This window comes from Saccharothrix sp. AJ9571 (assembly GCF_021725495.1).
GTDB lineage: Bacteria > Actinomycetota > Actinomycetes > Mycobacteriales > Pseudonocardiaceae > Amycolatopsis > Amycolatopsis magusensis.
In genome coordinates, this window is record NZ_CP091382.1 from 4377064 (window position 1) to 4398043 (window position 20980).

At 69.1% G+C, this 20980-nt stretch carries 18 protein-coding genes; 13 read left to right on the top strand and 5 right to left on the bottom strand.

Annotation, left to right across the window (positions count from 1 at the left end; all coding sequences use genetic code 11):
* A complete protein-coding gene (locus tag L3Q67_RS20105) occupies nt 1-918 on the top strand; it encodes an SMP-30/gluconolactonase/LRE family protein (protein ID WP_499190940.1) in 918 nt (305 codons plus the stop codon).
* An 83-nt stretch (nt 919-1001) separates the two neighbouring features.
* On the opposite strand, the gene L3Q67_RS20110 is transcribed toward L3Q67_RS20105, so the two are convergent.
* From L3Q67_RS20110 to L3Q67_RS20125, 4 genes are all read right to left on the bottom strand, one after another.
* Nucleotides 1002-1811: a sugar phosphate isomerase/epimerase family protein gene (locus L3Q67_RS20110; RefSeq protein WP_499190941.1), complete on the bottom strand. Its 810-nt coding sequence runs from the start codon at nt 1809-1811 to the stop codon at nt 1002-1004.
* A complete protein-coding gene (locus L3Q67_RS20115) occupies nt 1811-2968 on the bottom strand; it encodes a dihydrodipicolinate synthase family protein (RefSeq protein ID WP_499190942.1) in 1158 nt (385 codons plus the stop codon). The genes L3Q67_RS20110 and L3Q67_RS20115 overlap by 1 nt, the downstream gene beginning before the upstream one ends.
* A gap of 72 nt (nt 2969-3040) precedes the next feature.
* Nucleotides 3041-4180: a mandelate racemase/muconate lactonizing enzyme family protein gene (locus tag L3Q67_RS20120; RefSeq protein WP_499190943.1), complete on the bottom strand. Its 1140-nt coding sequence runs from the start codon at nt 4178-4180 to the stop codon at nt 3041-3043.
* Between the two features lie 8 nt (nt 4181-4188).
* A complete protein-coding gene (locus L3Q67_RS20125) occupies nt 4189-5262 on the bottom strand; it encodes a LacI family DNA-binding transcriptional regulator (RefSeq protein WP_499190944.1) in 1074 nt (357 codons plus the stop codon).
* Nucleotides 5263-5389: 127 nt separating this feature from the next.
* Here L3Q67_RS20125 and L3Q67_RS20130 point away from each other — a divergent pair, with 127 nt between their 5' ends.
* From L3Q67_RS20130 to L3Q67_RS20160, 7 genes are all read left to right on the top strand, one after another.
* On the top strand, nt 5390-6268 hold the full coding sequence (locus tag L3Q67_RS20130; RefSeq protein ID WP_395904964.1) for an ABC transporter permease: 879 nt from the start codon (nt 5390-5392) through the stop codon (nt 6266-6268).
* 17 nt (nt 6269-6285) lie between these two features.
* A complete protein-coding gene (locus L3Q67_RS20135; RefSeq protein ID WP_499190945.1) occupies nt 6286-7305 on the top strand; it encodes an ABC transporter substrate-binding protein in 1020 nt (339 codons plus the stop codon).
* A gap of 8 nt (nt 7306-7313) precedes the next feature.
* On the top strand, nt 7314-8126 hold the full coding sequence (locus L3Q67_RS20140) for an ABC transporter ATP-binding protein (RefSeq protein ID WP_395904967.1): 813 nt from the start codon (nt 7314-7316) through the stop codon (nt 8124-8126).
* A gap of 31 nt (nt 8127-8157) precedes the next feature.
* Nucleotides 8158-9318 (top strand): Gfo/Idh/MocA family protein, encoded by a 1161-nt coding sequence (locus L3Q67_RS20145; RefSeq protein WP_282770652.1) that lies wholly within the window; start codon nt 8158-8160, stop codon nt 9316-9318.
* A gap of 150 nt (nt 9319-9468) precedes the next feature.
* Nucleotides 9469-10467 (top strand): hypothetical protein, encoded by a 999-nt coding sequence (locus tag L3Q67_RS20150; protein WP_499190946.1) that lies wholly within the window; start codon nt 9469-9471, stop codon nt 10465-10467.
* 118 nt (nt 10468-10585) lie between these two features.
* Nucleotides 10586-14047 (top strand): ThuA domain-containing protein, encoded by a 3462-nt coding sequence (locus tag L3Q67_RS20155; protein ID WP_499190947.1) that lies wholly within the window; start codon nt 10586-10588, stop codon nt 14045-14047.
* A gap of 29 nt (nt 14048-14076) precedes the next feature.
* The gene (locus L3Q67_RS20160) at nt 14077-14931 is read left to right on the top strand and encodes a sugar phosphate isomerase/epimerase family protein (RefSeq protein ID WP_499190948.1); all 855 of its coding nucleotides are present in this window, start codon (nt 14077-14079) and stop codon (nt 14929-14931) included.
* On the opposite strand, the gene L3Q67_RS20165 is transcribed toward L3Q67_RS20160, so the two are convergent.
* On the bottom strand, nt 14887-16128 hold the full coding sequence (locus tag L3Q67_RS20165; RefSeq protein ID WP_499190949.1) for an MFS transporter: 1242 nt from the start codon (nt 16126-16128) through the stop codon (nt 14887-14889). The genes L3Q67_RS20160 and L3Q67_RS20165 overlap by 45 nt on opposite strands.
* Before the next feature lie 148 nt (nt 16129-16276).
* Here L3Q67_RS20165 and L3Q67_RS20170 point away from each other — a divergent pair, with 148 nt between their 5' ends.
* From L3Q67_RS20170 to L3Q67_RS20190, 5 genes are all read left to right on the top strand, one after another.
* A complete protein-coding gene (locus tag L3Q67_RS20170; RefSeq protein WP_499190950.1) occupies nt 16277-16684 on the top strand; it encodes a nitroreductase family deazaflavin-dependent oxidoreductase in 408 nt (135 codons plus the stop codon).
* Nucleotides 16685-16710: 26 nt separating this feature from the next.
* Nucleotides 16711-16884 carry a hypothetical protein gene (locus L3Q67_RS20175; protein WP_499190951.1) on the top strand — a complete coding sequence of 58 codons (174 nt, stop codon included), beginning with the start codon at nt 16711-16713 and terminating at the stop codon, nt 16882-16884.
* Between the two features lie 85 nt (nt 16885-16969).
* Nucleotides 16970-17668 carry a lysophospholipid acyltransferase family protein gene (locus tag L3Q67_RS20180; protein ID WP_499190952.1) on the top strand — a complete coding sequence of 233 codons (699 nt, stop codon included), beginning with the start codon at nt 16970-16972 and terminating at the stop codon, nt 17666-17668.
* An 18-nt stretch (nt 17669-17686) separates the two neighbouring features.
* Nucleotides 17687-19087: an NAD(P)/FAD-dependent oxidoreductase gene (lpdA, locus tag L3Q67_RS20185; protein ID WP_499190953.1), complete on the top strand. Its 1401-nt coding sequence runs from the start codon at nt 17687-17689 to the stop codon at nt 19085-19087.
* Between the two features lie 720 nt (nt 19088-19807).
* Nucleotides 19808-20977 (top strand): DUF222 domain-containing protein, encoded by a 1170-nt coding sequence (locus tag L3Q67_RS20190; protein ID WP_499190954.1) that lies wholly within the window; start codon nt 19808-19810, stop codon nt 20975-20977.
* The last annotated feature ends 3 nt before the right edge of the window (nt 20978-20980 follow it).

A 20980-nucleotide genomic window follows, 5' to 3' on the forward strand; every position in this document is an offset into this window, starting at 1 on the left:
ATGAAACCGTTCGGCCAGGTGCGCTTGGTCCCGGTGAACGGGAACGGGCCCGAGGACGTGGTGGTGGACGCCACCGGGGCGGTCTACACCGGGTTCGACGACGGCCGGATCATCCGGGTGTCCGACGACGGGCGGCGGATCGAGCTGATCGCCGACACCGGCGGGCGCCCGCTCGGGCTCGAACTGTACGGCGACGACCTGCTGGTGTGCGACGCCTCGCGTGGGCTGCTGGTGGTTTCGCCGACGTCCGGCGCGGTGAAGACGCTGGCCACCTCCGCGCTGGGCAAGCCGATCATGATCTGCAACAACGCCGCCGTCGCGGCCGACGGCACGATCTACTTCTCGGACTCGTCGGACCGCTTCCCGCTGTCGGCGTGGCGGGAGGACCTGATCGAGCAGCACGCCGGCGGGCGGCTGCTCCGCTGCTCGCCCGACGGGCAGATCTCGCTGGTCGGGGATGGGTTGCAGTTCGCCAACGGGGTCGCGCTGGCACCGGACGAGTCCTTCGTGGCGGTCGCCGAGACGGGCGCTTTCGCCGTGCGGCGGTACTGGCTGGACGGCTCGGGTCGCCAGGACCTGCTGGCCTCGGACCTGGCGGGCTACCCGGACAACATCTCCACCGGCTCCGACGGCTTGATCTGGGTGACCCAGGCCAGCCCGCGGGTCCCGGCCCTCGACCTGGTGCGACGGCTGCCGGGCCCCCTGCGCCTGGGCGTCCGGCGGCTGCCGGTCGGCCTGCAACCGTCGCCTTCCCGCACCACGGGCGCGCTGGGCCTGTCGGTGGACGGTGCCGTGGTGCACGACTTCCGCGGGGAGATCCCCGGCTTCCACATGGCGACCGGCATCCGGGAACGGGACGGACTCCTGTACCTGGGCAGCCTGGAAGAACGCGCGATCGCCATCACCTCGTTGACCTAGGTACGAGGTAGACCGATGTCACGAATGTGGCTTTGGGGGCCGAATCCGCCCCCAAAGCCACATTTGTGTCGCGGGGGAGGCGGCTAGGCCACGTGGTTCCGGTAGGCCTCGATGGTGTCGGCGAGGACGTCGGCGCCTGGGCGGGCCCACAGCTCGGTGTTGAAGACCTCCACCTCGATCGGGCCGTCGTACCCCGCGGCTTCGACGCAGGCACGGAGGCGGCGGTGGTCGATCGGGCCGTCGCCGGGCAGGGCCCGGCCCATCAGGGTGTCGGTCAGCGGCACCAGCTGGTCGCACACGTGGAACCCGGCGATCCGCCCCGCCGCCTTCGCGATCAGGTCCTCGACGCGCGGGTCCCACCACACGTGGAACTCGTCCACCACCACGCCCACCGCCTCGGCCGGGTACGGCTCGGCGATCGCCAGCGCCTGGTCCAAAGTGGACAACACCGACCGCTCGGCGCACTGCATCGGGTGCAGCGGCTCCAGGCCCAGCCGCACCCCGCGGTCCAGCGCCAGCGGCACCAGTTCCTCCACGGCGTCCGCGACCAGCTGCCGCGAGCGGATCAGGTCACCACCGGCGATCCCGCCGACCACCAGCACCAGCACCTCGGCTCCGAGCCGCGCGGCTTCGTCGATGGCCACGCGCGTGTCCGCGACACCATCCACAGAGGACCCATCCGGTCGAACGCCGGTGAAGAAGCCCCCGCGGCACAACGAAGACACACGCAGCCCGTGTTCCTTCACCAGTCGCGCCGCTTCGTCGACGCCGACCTCGGCCACCTTGTCCCGCCAGAAGGCGATCCAGCCCACCCCGGACTCGGCGCAGCCACGCACGGCCTCCGGCAGCGACCACGAGTTCGTGGTGATCTGGTTCAGGCTCAGCTTGTCCATCAGGCCACTCCCGCCACGCTCAGCAGCGAGCGCATCCGCGCCACCGCGAGATCCGGGTCCTCCAGTACCCCCGCGGCGTCGGCCAGCCGCAGCACGTCGGACAGGTGCACGATCGACCGCGCCGACTCCAGGCCGCCGATCATCCGGAAGTGGTCCTGGTGCCCCATCAGGTGCGCCAGGAACACCACGCCCACCTTGTAGTGCGGGGTCGGCGCGCGGAAGATCTCCCGCGACAGCGCCACGGTCGGGTCGAGCAGCTCGCGGAAACCGGGAACGTCACCGGAATCCAGCCGGTTCAGCGCCGCCCCGGCGACCCGGGCGATCGGGTCGAAGATGCCGAGGAGCGCCTCGCTGTGCCCCTGCTCGTCACCCGCGATCAGCTCCGGGTAGTTGAAGTCGTCGCCGGTGTAGCAGGAAACCCCGGCGGGCAGCGAACGCCGGAAGCCGACCTCGACCTCCGCGTCCAGCACGGAAACCTTCACCCCGGTGATGACGGACGCGTGCTCGGCGCACAGCTTCGCCAGTTCGGCGGCTGCGTCGCGGACGTCGGCGTGCCCCCAGTAACCGGCCAGCGCCGGGTCGAACTGCTCGCCGAGCCAGTGCAGCAGCACCGGGCCACCGGCGTCGGCGAGCACCCGCCCGTACGCCTCGTGGTAGTCCTCCGGCCCCTTCGCCACCGCCGCCAGCGCGCGGCTCGCCATCACCACCGGCACCGCGCCCGCCTCGTTGACCAGCGCGAGCTGCTCCCGCCACGCCTCGACGACGTCGTCCAGCGAGGCCGGTCCCGGTGGCAGCTGGTCGGTGCCGACCCCGGCGCACCAGCGCCCGCCCGTCGCCCGCGCCTCGGCGCCGGTGCGCCGGATCAGCTCCTGCGTGGCGGTCCAGTCCAGGCCCATGCCGCGCTGCGCGGTGTCCATCGCCTCGGCCACGCCCAGCCCGCAGCGCCACAGGTGGTGCCGGAAACGCAGCGTGGTGTCCCAGTCGACGGTCACCTCGAACGCCGGGTCACCGGCGGCCAGCGGATCGGCGACCACGTGCGCGGCCGCGTAGGTCACGCGCGAGGTGACCGGCGCGGGCGAGGCAGGCGGGGTGGTGCGGCCGGTGGGGGAGAAGGGCTCGAGCGTCCGCTCGCGGGTGGGCAACAGCAGTGGGCTCATCGGCGGACTCCCGGTAATTGAAAGCGCTTTCTGAACAAGGTAGGCAAAACTCCGCGGCACGACAAGAGGCCGTCAGGGCACTCCCGCGGTCAGCACGTCGACGGACAATTCCCGCACCACCGGTTCGTCGACATCGACCCCGAGTCCCGGGCCGGTGGGCACCCGCGCGATGCCGCCGTGCACCCGCACGGTTTCCCCGGTGGCGTAAGCGGATTCGACGAACTGGCGGCCGTTCAGGTCGACCGGGGTGTCGATGCCGAAGGCGGCGAACAAGTGCAGCGAAGCGGCGAGCCCGAGGTCCGAGTCGGTCAGCCCGGAACCCATCAACCGCACCCCGCTGTCTTCGGCGAGCGAGCACAGTCGCCGCGAAAGCGTCAATCCGCCACTGCGTTGCACCTTCGCGATCGCCACGTCCACCGCACCCAGTTTCACGAAGGTGGCCAGATCACTCGGGTGCCGCAGGCTCTCGTCCAGTGCGATCGGCACAGCGGATTCAGCTCGCAACCGCCCGAGGCCGACCACGTCGTTGGCGGGCAACGGCTGTTCGAAGGCGTGTACGTCCAATTCGGACAGCACGCGGGAGATCCGCACGGCCTCGTCGACCGCGTACGCCTGGTTCGCGTCCACCCACAGCGGAGCATCGGCCCCGGCCGCATCCCGGACCGCCCGCACCACGGCGAGGTCCTCGGCGTGCAGCCCGATCTTCACCTTGAACGCGCGATAACCGGCTTCGTGCCCTTCGGCGACCCGCTCGGCCACCTCGCCGGGTGACTGCCCCGAGACCATCCAGCCCAGCTCGATCTCCTCGGTCCGGCGCTGCCCCCACAGCACCCCGGCCGGCACGCCGAGCGCCCGCCCGAGCAGGTCGTGCAGCGCCATGTCCACAGCGGACTTCGCCAGCGGCGCCCCGATGGAGAAACCCCGGTTGATGACGCGGTCGAACACGCTGGTCACGCCGTCGAGGTCCCAGCACGGACGGTCGAGGATCGCGGGCGCCAGGTAGCGGTCGATGGTGGAGACGATCGACTCCGCGGTCTCGTAGGTCCACGCCGGGATGGGCGTGGCCTCACCCCAGCCGCTCACGCCGTCCGCGCTGACCTTCACCAGCACCCGCACGCTCGGCCGCCCGGCCACCGCGACCGCACCGCCCGCGACGCCGAACGAGCGCAACGTCGGCAGCGCCACCGCGAAGGTCTCGACCCGCTCGACCACCAGGCCCTTCACCGCCGTGCCGCCGTGCTCGAGCGCAGGACCACCTCACCGGAGAGCCGGATGATCCGGCTGCGCGTGCTCTGTGTTCTCTGCCCGGGGGACGACCCCCGGATCCCCGAACTGCCCGAGCCCTTGATCGCCAGCTCCATCGCCTTTTCGCCGAGTTCCTCCAGCGGCAGCGCGACCGTGGTCAGCGGGGGATCGAGGTCGCGCACCACCGGGATGTCGTCGAAACCGGCGAGCGACACCTGGCCCGGCACCGGGATGCCCGCCTCGCGCAGCGCGGTGAGCGCGCCGATGGCCATCACGTCGGTCACCGCGAACACGCAGTCGGTGTCCAGCCCGCGGGCGATCAGCTCGTTCATCGCGTCGTAGCCGCCGTCGCGGGTGAAGGGCGCCTCCACGATGTCGCGTTCGGCGAGTTCGATCCCGGCTTCGGCCAGCCCGTCGCGGAAACCGCCGAGCCGATCGACCACTGTGGTCAGTGCGCGCGGGCCGGTCAGCACGGCGAACCGGCGGTGTCCCTGCGCCAGCAAGGCTTTCGCCAGCGCCGCGGCACCCTCGCGGTTCTCCGGTTGCACGGTGTCCACCCGCAGGCTGCGGTGCCTGCTGACCACCGCGACCTGGCCGCCACCGCGGCGGTACGGATCGATCTCCGCCGCCAGCGCCTTCTCCCACGCCTTGTCCTCGAACCCGGAACCGATCAGCAGGATCGCCGAGGCCCGCTGCGCGCGCAGCATGGACACGTACGCGATCTCCTTCTGCGGATCGCGGAACGTGCTGGCCAGCATCACCAGCAGCCCGTTGTCGCCGGCCACCCGCATGACACCGCGGGCGATCCCGGCGAAGTACGGGTCGCTCACGTCGTGGCAGATGACGCCGACCGTGCGGTGCGAAGCCCCGGCCAGTGCCTGCGCGTGCGCGTTCGGCGTGTAGGCCAGCTCCTCCGCAGCGGCGACCACCCGGTCACGGAGGTCGGCGCGCACCTTCGTGGTGCCGTTCAGCGCCCTGGACGCCGTCGCCAGGGAAACCTCGGCGGCGCGGGCCACGTCTTCGAGCGTGACGTGCGGACGACCGTTCATCACGGCTCCCCTCAACGAATCCTTGACCGGTCTGTCTGGTGTGCATACTCTACCTGAAAGCGCATTCAGAAAGCGCATTCAGGGCCGGGAAGCGCACCATCGGGTGCCGGTCGCAGGACGGAGGGTCATGGTCACGCGAACCCCGACCGAGGGACTCGGGCAGCCGGTGGGAGATTCACCGGGCGGCGTCACCGAACGGGCGCGGCCGGGAGCCGGCGATCGCTTCGTCCGCTTCCTCGAACGCTCGTGGCGCCCGTTCGTGTTGCTGGCACTGCTGTTCGCCGGCTGGTGGGCGATCACCGCGGCGGAACTGGTGGAGCCCTACGAGGTCGCTTCGCCGGGTGTCACGCTGGAAACGATCCTCGCCAAGCCGGACTACTTCCTCGACCACGCCTGGACCACCACCTACGAAACGCTGCTGGGCTTCGTCATCGCCACGGTGATCGGCGTGTTCGCGGCGGTCATCATGGTCTACTCCTCGACGATCGAGAAGAGCCTCTACCCGCTGCTGTTGTTCGCGCAGGTGATCCCGAAGATCGCGGTCGCCCCGCTCTTCGTGGTGTGGCTGGGTTTCGGCCTCGGCCCGAAGGTGATCGTCGCGGTGCTGATGGCGTTCTTCCCGGTGGTCATCTCGATGGTCACCGGCCTGAAGTCGATCGACCCGGAAATGCTGGAACTGTCCGCGACCATGGGCGCCAAGCCGTGGCAGACGTTCTGGAAGATCCGGTTCCCGGCTTCGCTGCCGCACCTGTTCTCCGGGCTCAAGGTGGCCGCCACGATGGCGGTGACCGGTGCCGTGGTGGGTGAGTTCGTCGGCTCCGAAGAAGGACTCGGTTTTATCATCCAGCAGGCCAACGGCAACTTCGACACCCCGACGCTGTTCGCCGGCCTGGTGATCATCTCGCTGATGGGTGTGCTGCTCTTCCTGATCGTGGAATGGCTGGAGGCGCTCGTGCTGCCGTGGCACGCGAGCCGCCGTTCCGACAACGTCACTACAACGCTGTAGAGAAGAGGCGTGAACAAATGAAACTCCGCGCTCTCGCCGCAGGAGCCGCCGCGGTGCTGCTGCTGGCCACCGGTTGCGGTGGCTCGGAAACGCCGCAGTCCACCAGTGCCGACGGCAAGACCCTGGACAAGGTCACGCTGACGCTGAACTGGTACCCGTACGGCGAACACGCCCCGTTCTACTTCGGCAAGAACCAGAAGATCTTCGAAAAGCACGGAATCGACCTGGAAATCCGCGCCGGGCAGGGTTCGCAGAAAACCGTGCAGGCGACCGCGTCCGACCAGACCGATTTCGGCTGGGCCGACACACCGGCGGTATTGGCCGGTGTCGGGCAGGGCATGAAGGTCAAGAGCATCGGCGTTTTCCTGCAGACGACACCTTCGTCGGTGCAGTTCTTCTCCGAAAAGGGAATCGCCACGCCCGCCGATCTCAAAGGCAAGAAGATCGCCAGCACCGCCGGTGACGCGCTGAGCAAGACCTTCCCCGCCTTCCTCAAGGCGAACGGGCTCGCCGAGGGCGACGTGACCCTGCAGAACACCGACGCGGCGGGCAAGATGGCCGCGGTCATGTCGGGGCAGACCGACGCGCTGCTCGGCTACGCCACCGACCAGGGCCCGACCATGCAGGAAAAGGCGGGCAAGCAGGTCTCCTACCTCCGCTTCGCCGAGCACGGGCTGAGCTTCTTCTCCAACGGCCTGCTCACCTCGCAGAAGACGCTCACCGAGCGCAAGGACCTGGTGCAGCGCATGGTCACCGCCTCCAGCGAAGCGTGGACCGCGGCCAAGGGCGACCAGGCCGCCGCGGTGGACGCGATGCAGGGCTCCTCGGAGCAGCTGCCGTCGAAGGCGGTGCTGTCCGAGCAGTTCGCCAAGACGCTCGAACTGCTGAACACCCAGGCGACGCAGGGCAAGGCGCCCGGGGTCAACGACGAGGCGGACTGGCGCAGGACCATCGAAATCTTCGCCAGCTCCGGTGTGATCCAGAAGGCCGAAGAGCCCAGTGTGTACTGGGACGGCGGGCTCGCCCCGAAGGGATGACGGACGACATGAGCACGGCTGAAGCCACGCCGATCACCCCGACGGGCACTTCGCACGCGGTCGAGCTGAGCGACGTCGCGGTCCGCTTCCGCACCAAGAAGCGGGACGTCACCGCGCTGCACGAGGTGTCGCTTCAGGTGGAGCCGGGGGAGTTCGTCGCCATCGTCGGACCGTCCGGCTGCGGCAAGTCGACGCTGCTGAAGCTGGCGTCCGGCCTGCTCAAGCCGTCGGCCGGCGGGGTGCGCGTGCTCGGCGCCGAGGTCACCGGGCCACGCCGCGACATCGGGTACGTGTTCCAGCGGGCCGCGCTGCTGGAGTGGCGCTCGGCCCGCAAGAACATCCTGCTGCAGGCGGAGATGCGCAAGATGGCGCCGGAGGCGGCGCGGCGCCGGGCGGACGAGCTGATCGAGATGACCGGCCTGACCGGGTTCGAGGACGCCTACCCGCACGAGCTCTCCGGGGGCATGCAGCAGCGGGTGGCGTTGTGCCGCGCGCTGCTGCACCGGCCGCCGGTGCTGCTGATGGACGAGCCCTTCGGCGCGCTGGACGCGCTGACCAGGGAGCAGATGAACGTCGAACTGCGGCGCATCTGGCAGGAGACCGGCACCACGATCCTGCTGGTCACCCACTCCATCGCGGAGGCGGTCTACCTGGCCGACCGCGTGGTGATGATGACCGCGCGCCCCGGCACCATCGCCGGGGTCGTCGACGTGGCGCTGCCGGTCGAGCGCGACTACGCCAGGACCATGGCGGAACCGGAGTTCGCGCGGGCGACCCGGGTGATCCGCGACCACCTCGGCTCGGCCTCCGCGGCCGACTGAGCACATCCGAACAGACTTGGGAAGGGCTGGCATGGCGGGGATCGAGCAGCGGTCGATCGGGATCGTGATGAACGGCGTGACCGGCCGGATGGGCTACCGGCAGCACCTGCTGCGGTCCATCCTGGCGCTCCGCGAGCAGGGCGGGCTCCGGCTCGCCGACGGCGCCGTGCTGCTCCCCGAGCCGATCCTGGTCGGGCGCAGCGAGGCGAAGCTGGCCTCGATCGCCAAGGACCACGGGATCGACCGGTGGACCACCGACCTCGACGAGGCGCTGGCCCTGCCCGACACCGAGATCTACTTCGACGCCCAGGTGACCAGCGCGCGGGCGGACGCGATCAAGAAGGCGATCGCGGCGGGCAAGCACATCTACACCGAGAAGCCCACCGCCGAGCACACCGAGGGCGCGCTGGAGCTGGCCCGGCTGGCGCGTGATGCCGGGGTCAAGGCGGGCGTGGTCCAGGACAAGCTGTTCCTGCCCGGTTTGCGCAAACTCAAGCGGCTCGTCGACGGCGGTTTCTTCGGGCAAATCCTGTCGGTGCGTGGCGAGTTCGGTTACTGGGTGTTCGAAGGCGACTGGCAGGAGGCGCAGCGGCCTTCCTGGAACTACCGCGCCGAAGACGGCGGCGGAATCATTGTGGACATGTTTTGTCATTGGCGGTACGTGCTGGAGGAGATCTTCGCCGGCGTGCGGACCGTCCAGTGCCAGGGCGCCACGCACATCCCGCAGCGGGTCGACGAGGCGGGCCGGGCCTACGCCGCCACGGCCGACGACGCGGCCTACGGCATCTTCGAGCTCGAGGGCGGCGTCATCGCCCAGGTCAACTCGTCCTGGACGACCCGGGTCTTCCGCGACGAGCTGGTCGAGTTCCAGGTGGACGGTACCGAGGGCAGCGCGGTGGCCGGGCTCCGGCGCTGCCGCGTGCAGCACCGCTCGATGACGCCGAAGCCGGTCTGGAACCCGGATCTGCCCGCCGGCGAGGACTTCCGCGCCCAGTGGCAGGAGGTTCCGGACAATGAACAGTTCGACAACGGATTCAAGGTTCAGTGGGAGCTTTTCCTGAAGCACGTGGTTTCGGGTGAAGAATTCCCGTGGGATTTCCTCGCCGGCGCGCGGGGGGTCCAGCTCGCTGAACTGGGGTTACAGGCCTGGCGCGAGGGCAGGCGTCTTGACGTTCCGGATTTGAAGCTGTAGGTATTGCGTGAAGTCTGTTGCCCCGAATGCTCGATTGACTTCAAGGCATCCGAATCTAATGTTCACAGGGGTAACTGATAGCGCTTTCTTACGTATTCTTGAATAAATCTGTACCGGAACTAAAACGACGCTGAAACGGAAGAGGTCCCCATGTTCGGTCTCAGTCGCGCTCGCAGCCGATCCCTGGCCGCACTCACCCTGGCCGCCGCCAGCTCCAGCCTGGGCCTGGTCGCGCTGGCCACCCCGGCCAGCGCCGGTTTCGTCACCTTCTGCGAGGGCAGCGGTGGCGCGGTGACCGTGCCGGGCGAGCTGCGCGTGGCGACGGGCAAGTCGTGCGTGCTGGACGGCACCAGAGTCACCGGCTCGGTCACCGTGGAGCCGGGTGCCAACCTGGTCGTCACCGGCGGCACCTTCGACGGTGGCGTGGCCGTGCAGGACGACGGCTTCTTCGACGCGCAGGCCACCAAGATCGCCGGTGACCTGGTGCTCACCGACGCCTACGGCACCTTCGTCTCCGGCGGTCCGGTCGGCGGCAACGTCAAGGTCTCCGCCGCGGCCCACCCGGAGCGCTCGACCTACGCCTTCCTCAGCGGCGCCGAGGTGGCCGGTGACCTCACCTCCACCGTCGGTGAGGTCTACGCGGAGAACTCCGAGTTCGCCAAGTCGGTCACCGGCACCGGGGTGTCCTACCTGGACCTGACCAACTCGGTCATCGGCGCCAACCTGAGCGTGACCGGCGCCACGCTGGGCTCGGTGTTCTGCGGTGGCGAGGTCTACGGCAACGCCACCTACACCGGCAACTCGCACACCCTGCAGATCGGCGCCGACGGCCCGGTCATCGCCTGCTCGCAGGCGAGCTACTGGGGCGGCAACGTCACGATCTCCGACAACACCGCCGATGTGCGTGTGAGCAACAACATCATCCGGGGCAACCTCGCCGGCACGGGCAACGCCCCGGCTCCGACCGGAGCGGACAACCGCGTTCGCGGCACCGTCTCCGGGCAGTTCGAAAACCTGTCCGCCTCCGCTTCCGGGTTCGCCGCCCGGTCGGCGGCGGTCAGCCCCGAGGCCGAGGCCCAGGCCAAGGTCGACCAGCGCCGTTCCGCGGCCGAGAACGCCGCGGCTGTCGCTGGGCCCGCGCAGCTCTGAACCGGGTAACACCACTGCGCTGAACGGGCTGGGGAAGTAGCTCCAAAACCGTGGTGCGGCACCCGCCAGGTGCCGCACCACGGCTTCGCAGCGAATGCCAACAGAGAGGTTGGACCCCGTGAAGCGGTTGAAGTCCCGTGCGCTGTCCAGGCGGTTGTCCGCCGTGGCCGGGCTGTTGCTGGCCACCGCCATGGCGGCGGCACTGACCGCGGCACCCGCCGCGGCACACGCCAGATTCTCGGTGCTGGTGTTCTCCAAGGTCACGAACTTCTACCACGACTCGATCCCGGCGGGGATCGCGGCGATCGAGAAGCTCGGCGCCGAGCAGCACTTCGACGTCGAAGCCACCGACGACGCCACCGCGTTCACCGACGAGAACCTCGCCCGGTTCGACGCGATCGTGTTCAACAACACCAACTCCACGCCGGAGAAGGGCGACCTGCTCGACGCCGGGCAGCGCGCCGCCTTCCAGCGGTTCATCCAGGCCGGTGGCGGGTACACCGGCATCCACGCGGCCTCGGCCAGCGAACGCGACTGGGCCTGGTACGAGGGCCTGGTCGGCGCCATCTTCACCCACCACCCCGCACCCCAGGCCGGGCGCGTCAAGGTGCTGGACCGGGTGCATCCGTCCACAAAGGACTTGCCGGAGGTCTGGGAGCAGACCGAGGAGTGGTACAACTGGAAGGTCAACCCGACCGGCAAGGTGCACACGCTGGCCCAGATCAAGACCGGCGACGGCATCCCCGGTCTGGACCAGGGCCTGGAGCACCCGTGGTCGTGGTGCCAGAACTACGACGGCGGCCGCTCCTGGTTCACCGCGGGCGGGCACGCCAAGGAGAAGTTCAGCGATCCGCGGTTCCTGAGCCACCTGCTGGGCGGGATCGAGTGGGCGTCGGGCGCCAAGCCGGGTGACTGCTCGGCCACCCAGGACAAGAACTTCCAGCGCGTCCCGCTGCAGACCCAGGGCCTGGCCGACCCGTTCGAGCTGGCCGTGGCCCCGGACCGCCGGGTGTTCTACATCCAGCGCACCGGCGCGCTGAAGATCATCGACCAGCAGACGCTGAAGCTCAGCACCGCGCTGGACTTCCAGTACAGCTCCGACATGACCAGCCAGTCGGACGGGCTGCTCGGGCTGACGCTGGATCCGAACTTCGCCGAGAACAACCACCTGTACCTGCTCTACTCGGACAAGGTGGAGAAGCGGCTCAACGTCTCGCGGTTCACCGTCACCGGCGACGTGGTCGATCCGGCCAGTGAGAAGCGCCTGCTGGAGGTGCCCACCTACCGCGGTGAGGGGCGCGCCAACTCGCACATGGCCGGTTCGCTGGCGATGGGCAAGGACGGCAACCTCTACATCGCCACCGGCGACAACACCGACCCGTTCGCCTCCGACGGTTTCGCGCCGATCGACGAGCGCGCGGGCCGCCGCGCCTGGGACGCCCAGGGCACTTCGGGCAACACCAACGACCTGCGCGGCAAAGTGTTGCGGATCACCCCGCAACCGGACGGCACCTACACCGTGCCCGAAGGCAACCTGTTCCCGCCGGGCACCGAGAAGACGCGGCCCGAGATCTACGTGATGGGCATGCGCAACCCGTTCCGGATCACCGTGGACCCGCAGACCGGCGCGCTGCTGGTCGGCGACTACGGCCCCGACTCGAGGACCGCCAACCCCGACCGCGGCCCGGAGGGCACGGTCGAATTCGACCGCATCACCAAGGCGGGCAACCAGGGCTGGCCGTACTGCACGGGCAACAACACGCCGTTCAACGACTGGGACTTCGCCACCGGCAAGTCGAAGGGCAAGTTCGACTGCGGCAACCTGGTCAACGACTCGCCGAACAACACCGGGCTCACCGAGTTGCCGCCCGCCACGCCCGCGTGGATGTGGTACGCCTACTCGGCCTCAGCGGAGTTCCCCGAACTGGGCACCGGTGGCGGCGGCCCGATGGGTGGCCCGGTCTACGACTACGACCCGGACAACCCGCTGGTCACCAAGTTCCCGGAGTACTTCGACGGCAAGTGGCTCAACTACGAGCTGACCCGCAAGTGGTTCAAGGCGATGTCGGTCCAGCAGCAGGACCAGACCTTCACCGACCCGAAGTTCCCGCCGGTCAAGGCCGGTGACCTCAACTCGATCAACAGCATGCTCGGCGGCATGAGCTGGATCCAGCCCTTCGAGGCGGAGTTCGGCCCGGACGGCTCGCTGTACGTGATCGACTTCGGCGAGGGCAGCGGCACCGGCCGCGGTGGCAGCAACGAAGGCGCCGGCATCTACCGCATCGACTACGTGGCCAACGGCCGGGCGCCGTCGGCCAAGGTGACGCCCTCGGCCGACAACGGGCGCGTGCCGCTGACCGTCGACTTCTCCAGCGAAGGCACCGGCGGCGGTGACGGCGAGCCGATCACCTACGCCTGGGACTTCGACGGCGACGGCACGATCGATTCCACCGAGCCGAACCCGACGCACGTCTACACCGAACCCGGCCGGTTCACCGCCCGGCTCACCGTGACCAGCACGAAGAACGACCTCACCGGGGTCGCCGTCGCCGAGATCACGCCGGGCAACACGCGCCCGGAGGTCAAGGTGAGCACGCCGGTGCACGGCGGCATGTTCGACTTCGGCGACCGGATCCCGTTCACCGTCGAGGTCACCGACCGGGAGGACGGCCGGATCGACTGCTCGAAGGTCGTGGTGCAGTCGCAGCTCGGGCACGACACGCACCTGCACCCGATGGACAACGTGACCGGGTGCACGGGCACCGTGCAGACCGACGCGGGCGGCAGCCACGGCCCCGGCCAGAACCTGTACGCCGCGCTCAGCGCCACCTACACCGACAACGGCGGCCGCGGTGCGCCGAGCCTGGTCGGGTCGGCGCACCTGACGCTGGAGCCGAAGCGCAAGGAGGCCGAGCACCACGAGGGCACCGGCGGCACCAACGGCGGTGTGCAGGTGATCAGCAACAGCGGGGCGTCCGCGGGCAAGCGGCTCGGCGAGATCGAGCACGGTGACTGGGTCGCCTACGACCCGATCAACCTCAAGGGCATCGGCTCGGTGACCGTCGGCGCCGGTTCCGGCGGACTCGGCGGCACCATCGAGTTCCGCGCGGACTCACCGACCGGGCAGTTGCTGGGTTCCGCGGTCATCCCGAACACCGGCGGCTGGGGCAACCTCGTCTCACCGACCGTGCCGCTGACCGATCCGGGACGCCCGGTGAAGCTGCACGCGGTCTTCGTGAACCCGGACTGGACCCCGGCCAAGGCCGACCTGCTGTCCCTGGACTGGGTGCAGTTCAACGGCCAGGGCGTGACCCTGCCGGGCATCAACGCCGAGGTCGCCGTCACGGCCGCACCGGCTTCGGGCGCGGCACCGCTGACGGTCGCGTTGAGCGCCAAGGTCACCCCGCCCGCCGGTCGCACGATCGCCGAGTACCACTGGGACTTCGGGGACAACGCCAAGGCCGACGGTGCCACCGCGAGCCACGCGTACCCGCGCAAGGGCAGCTACACCGCCCGGCTGACCGTGGTGGACGACACCGCGGTCACCAGCAACGGCCACGTCGTGGTCACGGTCAACTGAGTCACGGTCAACTGAAAGGAGTCACGGACATGGAATCCCGTCGAAACTTCCTGAAGCTGGCCGTCGGCACGACCGTGGCCATGGGACTGACCAGCGGTATCGCGGCAGCCGAGCCGGCGCTTCCGATGCCACTGCACGCCGTGCCGCTGGATCACATCGGTATCCAGCTCTACACCGTGCGTTCGCTGATGACCACGGACGCCCAGGGCACGCTCGACGCGCTCAGCGCGATCGGCTACGCCACGGTCGGGGTCAGCGGGCTCTACGGGCACAGCCCGCAGGCGTTCCGCGCCATGCTGGACAAGGCGAACCTGCGGGCTGTGCTCACGCACACCAGCTGGGACGCCATGCGCGCCAACGCGGTGCGTGAGATCGAGACCGCGCGGGTGCTGGGTGTGCGCTACATCGTGGTGCCGTCGCTGCCGGGTTCGCTGCAAACGGTCGCCGGGTACAGCCTGGCGGCGTCGGAGTTCGGCAAGTGGGGTGTGCTCGCCCGCAGCGCCGGCCTGAAGTTCCTGTTCCACAACCACGGCGTCGACTTCAAGACCGTCGACGGCCGGGTGCTCTACGACATCCTGGTCGAAGAGACCGATCCGCGGTTCGTGAACTTCGAGCTGGACATCTACTGGATCTACAACGGCGGGTACGACCCGCTGGACTACTTCGCGCGGTACCCGGGCCGGTTCCCGGTCTACCACGTGAAGGACATGGCGCCGGACGGGTCGTTCGAGGACGTCGGACACGGCACCCTCGACTGGCCCGCGATCTTCCGCCAGTACGAGCAGTCCGGGATCCGGGAGTACGTGGTCGAGCACGACCAGCCCAAGGTGCCGCTGACCTCAGCGGCGCGGAGTCACGAGTACCTCCGGAACGTCCGCTTCTAGCGACCGTTTCGCGGTAGCCCACCTCACCGCCGGGCCCATGGCGAGCCCGGCGGTGAGGAAGGCACCACCGAGCACCAGCCAGCCGAGCGTGCCGCCGGAAAGCACCAGCGTGGTCAGCACCAGCGGGCCGATCATCCGCGCGACGGCGAAGCCCGAGCCGAAGAAGCCCTGGTACTGGCCGTGCTTGCCATCCGGTGCCAGCGCGAAGCTGATCTCCCAGGCGCCCGAGGCCTGCATCATCTCGCCCAGCGCCTGCAGTGCGGCGGCGCCGAGCAGGATGAGCGCCGCTGTCCACGGTCCGGTTCCGGCGGCGGACAGGGCGAAGACACCGCAGGACGCGAGCAGCAGCACGCCCGCGTACCTGACCGTGCGACTCGCCGTGGTCAAGCTCGTGACGCGGCGGGCCACGCGGACCTGGAACAGCACCACGCTCACCGTGTTGAGCACCAGCAACGCCGAAACCGTCCAGCTGGGCGCCTGCGTGCGCTGGACGATCCACAGCGGGATCGCCAGCCCGATCATCGGGATGTGCAACTGCATCACCAGGTTGAGCAGGGACACCAGCGCGTACGGCTTGTCCCGCAGAACGGCCAGCCGCGGTTCGCCGGTGGCCCTGGCCGGGGCGGGCGGGGTCGGCGGCAACCGGAGCAACAGCAGCGCGGCGACGACGAACCCGGCGACGTCCACGACGAACACCGTGAGATAGGCCGCGCGGGTGTCGGCGTAGAGCGCCAGGCCGCCGAGCGCGGCGCCCACCGCGAGCCCGGCGTTCGTGCTGGATTGCAGGTACGCGCGCGTCGCCGTCCGGCCGGCCTTGTCGACCAGCGCGGCGAGCAGCGCCTGCCGCGCGGCGGACAGTCCACATTGCATCGAGGCGTAGACGCAGGCGGCCAGGACGAAAGCGACGAACGAGCCGATGAACACGAAGGCGCCCACGGCGACCGCGGTGGCCAGCGCGAGCGCGGCCGCCGTTCCCTTCGGACCGCGGCGGTCGGCGAGCGCGCCGAGCGGCACGCTCGCCAGGAAACCCGCCGCCCAGCCGACCGTCAGCCCGAAGCCGACCTCGGTCGCCGACAGCCCGATCACCCGCGTGAAGTACAGCGCCGACGTGACGTAGAAGGCGCCGTCACCGAAGGAGTTGATCAGCTGGGCGAGCGCGAGCACGCGAGGTGGGCCAGGCTGGGGGAGAACGCTCATGGCAGCAACGGTAGGAGTCGCATTGGCCGGCCAGAAGGTCCAATATCGGCCAGGGTCGGCTGGGCCAATCCACGGCCGCCGGAATAGCCGGGCGCGTTCGGGCGTCTGTTGCTGACGAGACAACCAAGTTACGGAGAGGAGCTTTTCCATGCTGTTCGGTGACGAACACGTCCGCCGGTACGAGGAAACCGACGGGGAGGTGGGGCACGACTGGCAGAAGGGGGCGCCGGTGCTCATCCTCACCACGAAGGGCCGCAAGACCGGGCAGGACCGCAAGTTCGCGCTGATCTACCAGGAGCACGAGGGCGCCTACGCGGTCGTGGCCTCCAACGGCGGGGCCGACCAGCACCCCGGCTGGTTCCGGAACCTGCAGGAGAACCCCGAGGTCCAGGTCCAGGTCAAGGCCGACAAGTTCACCGCGCGGGCCCGTACCGCGGACGAGCAGGAGAAGGCCGTGCTGTGGCCGAAGATGGCCGCCGTGTGGCCTGACTACGATGACTACCAGAAGAAGACGGACCGGCCGATCCCCGTGGTCGTGCTGGAACGCCAAAGCTGATCCACCGGCAGGAAGCGCAGGGCACCATGTCGAAGGACTCGACCGTCGAGGTAGCCGGATTGCTGGCCAAGCTCGCCGACGCCGAACGGCAGGCCGAGCGGGGGGAGCTCGACCCCGCCGAGGTGCCGGGCCTGGCCCGCGCGCAGCGCATCGTGCGCGAGCTCGCGGCCTGGCCGGTGGAATCCGACTCCGACCGCTGAGGTCCGCGTGCTGCGCAGGAGAAGTCTTCGGTGGACCCCGCTCGAAACCGGGCGGGGTCCCTTCACGCTCCGTCAACTGTGGGCGGTGACCAGGCGGTTCCCCCGTCGTGGGCGCGGGTTCTTCTACGGCCTGGCGATCGACGTGATCTGGCCGATGCTGGTGTTCGGCACGCGGCCGAGTTTCCGCGGCACCGAGCACCTGCCCGCCACGGGTGGGTTCGTGGTGGCGTCGAACCACCTGTCCTACGCCGACCCGACCACGCTGACCGCGTTCTGCCTGTCGACCGGCCGGGTGCCGAGGTACCTGGCCAAGGCCGACCTGTGGCGGTTGCCGCTGGTCGGCTCGATCATGTCCGGTGGCGGGCACATCCCGGTCCACCGCGGCAAGCCGACCGCTTCGGGCGCCTACCGGGACGCGGTCGGCGCGGTCCAGCGCGGCGAGTGCGTGGCGATCTTCCCGGAGGGCGGGTTCTCCGAGGACCCGGACCACTGGCCGGTGCGGGGCAAGACCGGCATCGCCCGGATCGCGCTGGAGACCGGGGTGCCGGTGGTGCCGGTGGCCAACTGGGGCACGCACGAACTGCTGCCGCAGGGCAGCCCGCTGCCGCGGTTCTTCCGCAGGCCGCGGGTGCAGCTGGTGGCCGGGCCGCCGGTCGAGCTGTCCGACCTGGTCGGTGCCGAGCCGACGGCGGCGGTGCTGCGGGAGGCCACCGACCGGATCATGACGGCGGTCACCACTCTCCTCGGTGAAGTCCGCGGGCAGACCCCGCGCGTCACCCGTTAGGGGCATAGGCTGGCGAGCATGAGTGCTCATTTCGATGTGGTGGTGCTGGGAGCGGGGCCCGGCGGGTACGTCGCGGCCGTGCGGGCTGCCCAGCTCGGGCTGAAGACGGCGATCGTCGAGGAGAAGTACTGGGGCGGGGTCTGCCTGAACGTGGGCTGCATCCCGTCGAAGGCGCTGCTGCGCAACGCCGAACTGGCCCACCTGTTCCACAATGAGGCCAAGACGTTCGGCATCCAGGTCGACGGGACGGTCAGCTTCGACTTCGGCGTGGCCCACGACCGCAGCCGCCAGGTCGCGGAGGGGCGCGTCAAGGGCGTGCACTTCCTGATGAAGAAGAACAAGATCACCGAGTTCACCGGCCGGGGCGCCTTCACCGACGCGAACACCCTCGAGGTGGCGCTCGGCGACGGTGGTTCCGAGACGATCACCTTCGACAACGCCATCATCGCCGCGGGCGCGACGACCAGGCTGCTGCCCGGGACGTCGGTCAGCGACCGCGTGGTCACCTACGAGGAGCAGATCCTCACCCGTGAGCTGCCGGAAAGCATCATCATCGCCGGCGCCGGGGCGATCGGGGTCGAGTTCGCCTACGTGATGCACAACTACGGCGTGCAGGTGACCATCGTCGAGTTCCTGGACCGGATGGTGCCGCTGGAGGACGCCGAGGTGTCCAAGGAGCTGGCGAAGCGGTACCGCAAGCTGGGCATCGAGGTGCTCACCTCGACCAGGGTCGAGTCGATCGACGAGTCGGGTGCGAAGGTCCGGGTGACCGTCTCCAAGGACGGCAAGGAGCAGACGCTCGAAGCGGACAAGGTGCTGCAGGCCATCGGTTTCCAGCCGCGGGTGGAGGGCTACGGCCTGGAGAAGACCGGCGTCGAGCTGACCGAGCGGGGCGCCATCGCCATCGACGGCTTCTGCCGGACGAACGTGCCGCACATCTTCGCGATCGGGGACGTGACCGCGAAACTGATGCTGGCGCACGCCGCGGAGTCCATGGGCATCATCGCCGCCGAGACCATCGGTGGTGCGGAGACCATGGAACTGGACTACCAGATGATCCCGCGGGCGACGTTCTGCCAGCCGCAGGTCGCCTCGTTCGGGTGGACCGAGGAGCAGGCGCGGGAGAAGGGCTTCGACGTCAACGTCGCCAAGTTCCCGTTCACCGCGAACGGCAAGGCGCACGGCCTGGCCGACCCGGTCGGTTTCGTCAAGATCATCAGCGACAACACGCACGGGGAACTGCTCGGCGCGCACATGATCGGCCCGGACGTCACGGAGCTGCTGCCGGAACTGACCCTGGCGCAGCAGTGGGACCTGACCGTCCACGAGGTGGCGCGCAACGTCCACGCCCACCCGACCCTGAGCGAAGCCGTCAAGGAAGCCATCCACGGCCTGGCCGGCCACATGATCAACATGTGATTCCCTCCGGGTGCCGGTTGTGACTACGGCGGGGATTTCGTCGTCAAGGCGGGAAGCGCGCCCTGACAACAAAATCCCCGCCGTCTTCTTGGCCATGGACCGGGATGAGGGGACGGGTGCCCACTCGCCTCGCCCCCATCCCACTGCCCGAACTCCACATTCAGACAGCCGAACCCCACATACCCGCATCCGAGTTCCACATTCAGGCAGCTGAGTTCCACATTGGCGCGACTGATCTCCACACTCCTGTATCCGAGTTCCGCATTCAGGCGGCCGAATCCCACGTTCCCGCAGTCGAACCCTGCGTTGCCGTAGCTGAGTTCCGCGCTCTCGCAACTGAGTCACGATCCCTGCAGCCAAGTCCCGCATGCGGCAGCCAAGTCTTGCTTTCGTCCAGTCGAATCCATGTTGTCGTAACCGAGACCCGCGTTGCCGCAGCCCAATCCCTCCGTCCTGTAGGCGAGTCCGATACCCCCGCAGCCGAGCCCGCCCTCCTGTGGCCGAGTTCCACGTTCAGGAAGCCGAACTCCACGTTCCCGCATCCGAGTTTCACATTCAGGCAGTTGAGTTCTACATTGGCGCGGGCTCATCTCCACCTTTCCCCAGTCCAGCTCCCCAATTCACGTCGCCGAGTGCCGCATTCGTGCGGTCCTCCATTCACCCGTTTGTGTCACCAAGCATCCGTTCCATTCGAACGCGTGTTCGCCTAGGGTCGATGGCATGGGGGAATCCTTGGAGGAGATGCTCCTCAACATGAAATCCACGGCTGCGGAGATGGCCCGGCTCGACGCTCGGCTGGCTCGGCAGGTGGTCTCGTTCGCTCGCGCTTCGAAGACGAGGCGCGGGGTGGCCGAGGAGTTGGCGATGGCGCTGTGCATGACGAAGTTCAAAGCACAAGCGCTGCTCGGTCATGCCGAGGGCCTGGTCGATCGCTTTCCGCGGGTGCTGAACCTGGTGGAGCACGGTCTGGTCCCCATGGCGTCAGCGGTGGCGGTGAACGGCGCCGCCTCCTGGCTGGAGTACGACAAGGCGGCGGTGGTGGACAGGGTGATGTCCGATCGGCTGCTCGGCAAGAACCCGACGTCGGCCCGGCGCTCGGCGAGTTCGGCGGCGGCAGGTGCTGATCCGCTCGGTTTCGAGGCGCAGGCCATGAAGCGCCGCGAGAACCGTGGGCTGTTCCTGAAGCACGGTGAGGCCGGCGTGGCCGGTCTGTCCCTGGAAAGCGCGCCCGTGGAGAAGGTCACCGCTGCGTACGTCAGCGTCGATCGTCAGGCTCGCCAACTCAAGACCCGTGGTGAGCCCGGCACGCTGGACCAACTCCGTGCGGACGTGGCGCTGGACATGCTGGTGGGCAAGCAATTCGGCGGTGAGGCCAAGGCACACGTGTATCTGTACATGGACGTCCTGACCTATGCGGGGCTTCGTGATCACCCGGCGGAGTTGGCTGGGCACGGACCGATCCCGGCCGCGCTGGCCCGTCATCTCGCGTCCGGCCGCAAGACCGTCTTCCAGCGCATCATCACCGACCCCGTCGACGGCCAGATCCTCGAGTTGGGACGCCGGCGGTATCGGCCCAAGGCCGGGCTCGACGAACTGGTCCGTGTCCGTGATCGCGAGTGCCGCCGACCGGGGTGCACGCGGCCCGCGCAGTTCGGCGACCTCGATCACTGCGACAGCACCGGTAGGGGCTGGGCGAAGGGCTGCCCGACCAACGCGCGGACGCTGGTGGGGTTGTGTCGGGCGGATCACAAGCTTCGCGACGTCCCTGGCTGGCGACACACCGTCGATCCGGATGGCACGCTGACCATCACCACCCCGGCCAACCAGAGCTACACCAGCAAACCGCCGGGCCTGGGCGGGGTGGACGACGTCTACGGGGCTGGAGCGTGATCG

Coding starts and splice junctions, on each gene's coding strand:
- L3Q67_RS20105 (WP_499190940.1), top strand. CDS start 1: ATGAAACCGTTCGGCCAGGTGCGCTTGGTCCCGGTGAACGGGAACGGG.
- L3Q67_RS20110 (WP_499190941.1), bottom strand. CDS start 1,811: ATGGACAAGCTGAGCCTGAACCAGATCACCACGAACTCGTGGTCGCTG.
- L3Q67_RS20115 (WP_499190942.1), bottom strand. CDS start 2,968: ATGAGCCCACTGCTGTTGCCCACCCGCGAGCGGACGCTCGAGCCCTTC.
- L3Q67_RS20125 (WP_499190944.1), bottom strand. CDS start 5,262: ATGAACGGTCGTCCGCACGTCACGCTCGAAGACGTGGCCCGCGCCGCC.
- L3Q67_RS20130 (WP_395904964.1), top strand. CDS start 5,390: ATGGTCACGCGAACCCCGACCGAGGGACTCGGGCAGCCGGTGGGAGAT.
- L3Q67_RS20135 (WP_499190945.1), top strand. CDS start 6,286: ATGAAACTCCGCGCTCTCGCCGCAGGAGCCGCCGCGGTGCTGCTGCTG.
- L3Q67_RS20140 (WP_395904967.1), top strand. CDS start 7,314: ATGAGCACGGCTGAAGCCACGCCGATCACCCCGACGGGCACTTCGCAC.
- L3Q67_RS20145 (WP_282770652.1), top strand. CDS start 8,158: ATGGCGGGGATCGAGCAGCGGTCGATCGGGATCGTGATGAACGGCGTG.
- L3Q67_RS20150 (WP_499190946.1), top strand. CDS start 9,469: ATGTTCGGTCTCAGTCGCGCTCGCAGCCGATCCCTGGCCGCACTCACC.
- L3Q67_RS20160 (WP_499190948.1), top strand. CDS start 14,077: ATGGAATCCCGTCGAAACTTCCTGAAGCTGGCCGTCGGCACGACCGTG.
- L3Q67_RS20165 (WP_499190949.1), bottom strand. CDS start 16,128: ATGAGCGTTCTCCCCCAGCCTGGCCCACCTCGCGTGCTCGCGCTCGCC.
- L3Q67_RS20170 (WP_499190950.1), top strand. CDS start 16,277: ATGCTGTTCGGTGACGAACACGTCCGCCGGTACGAGGAAACCGACGGG.
- L3Q67_RS20175 (WP_499190951.1), top strand. CDS start 16,711: ATGTCGAAGGACTCGACCGTCGAGGTAGCCGGATTGCTGGCCAAGCTC.
- lpdA (WP_499190953.1), top strand. CDS start 17,687: ATGAGTGCTCATTTCGATGTGGTGGTGCTGGGAGCGGGGCCCGGCGGG.
- L3Q67_RS20190 (WP_499190954.1), top strand. CDS start 19,808: ATGGGGGAATCCTTGGAGGAGATGCTCCTCAACATGAAATCCACGGCT.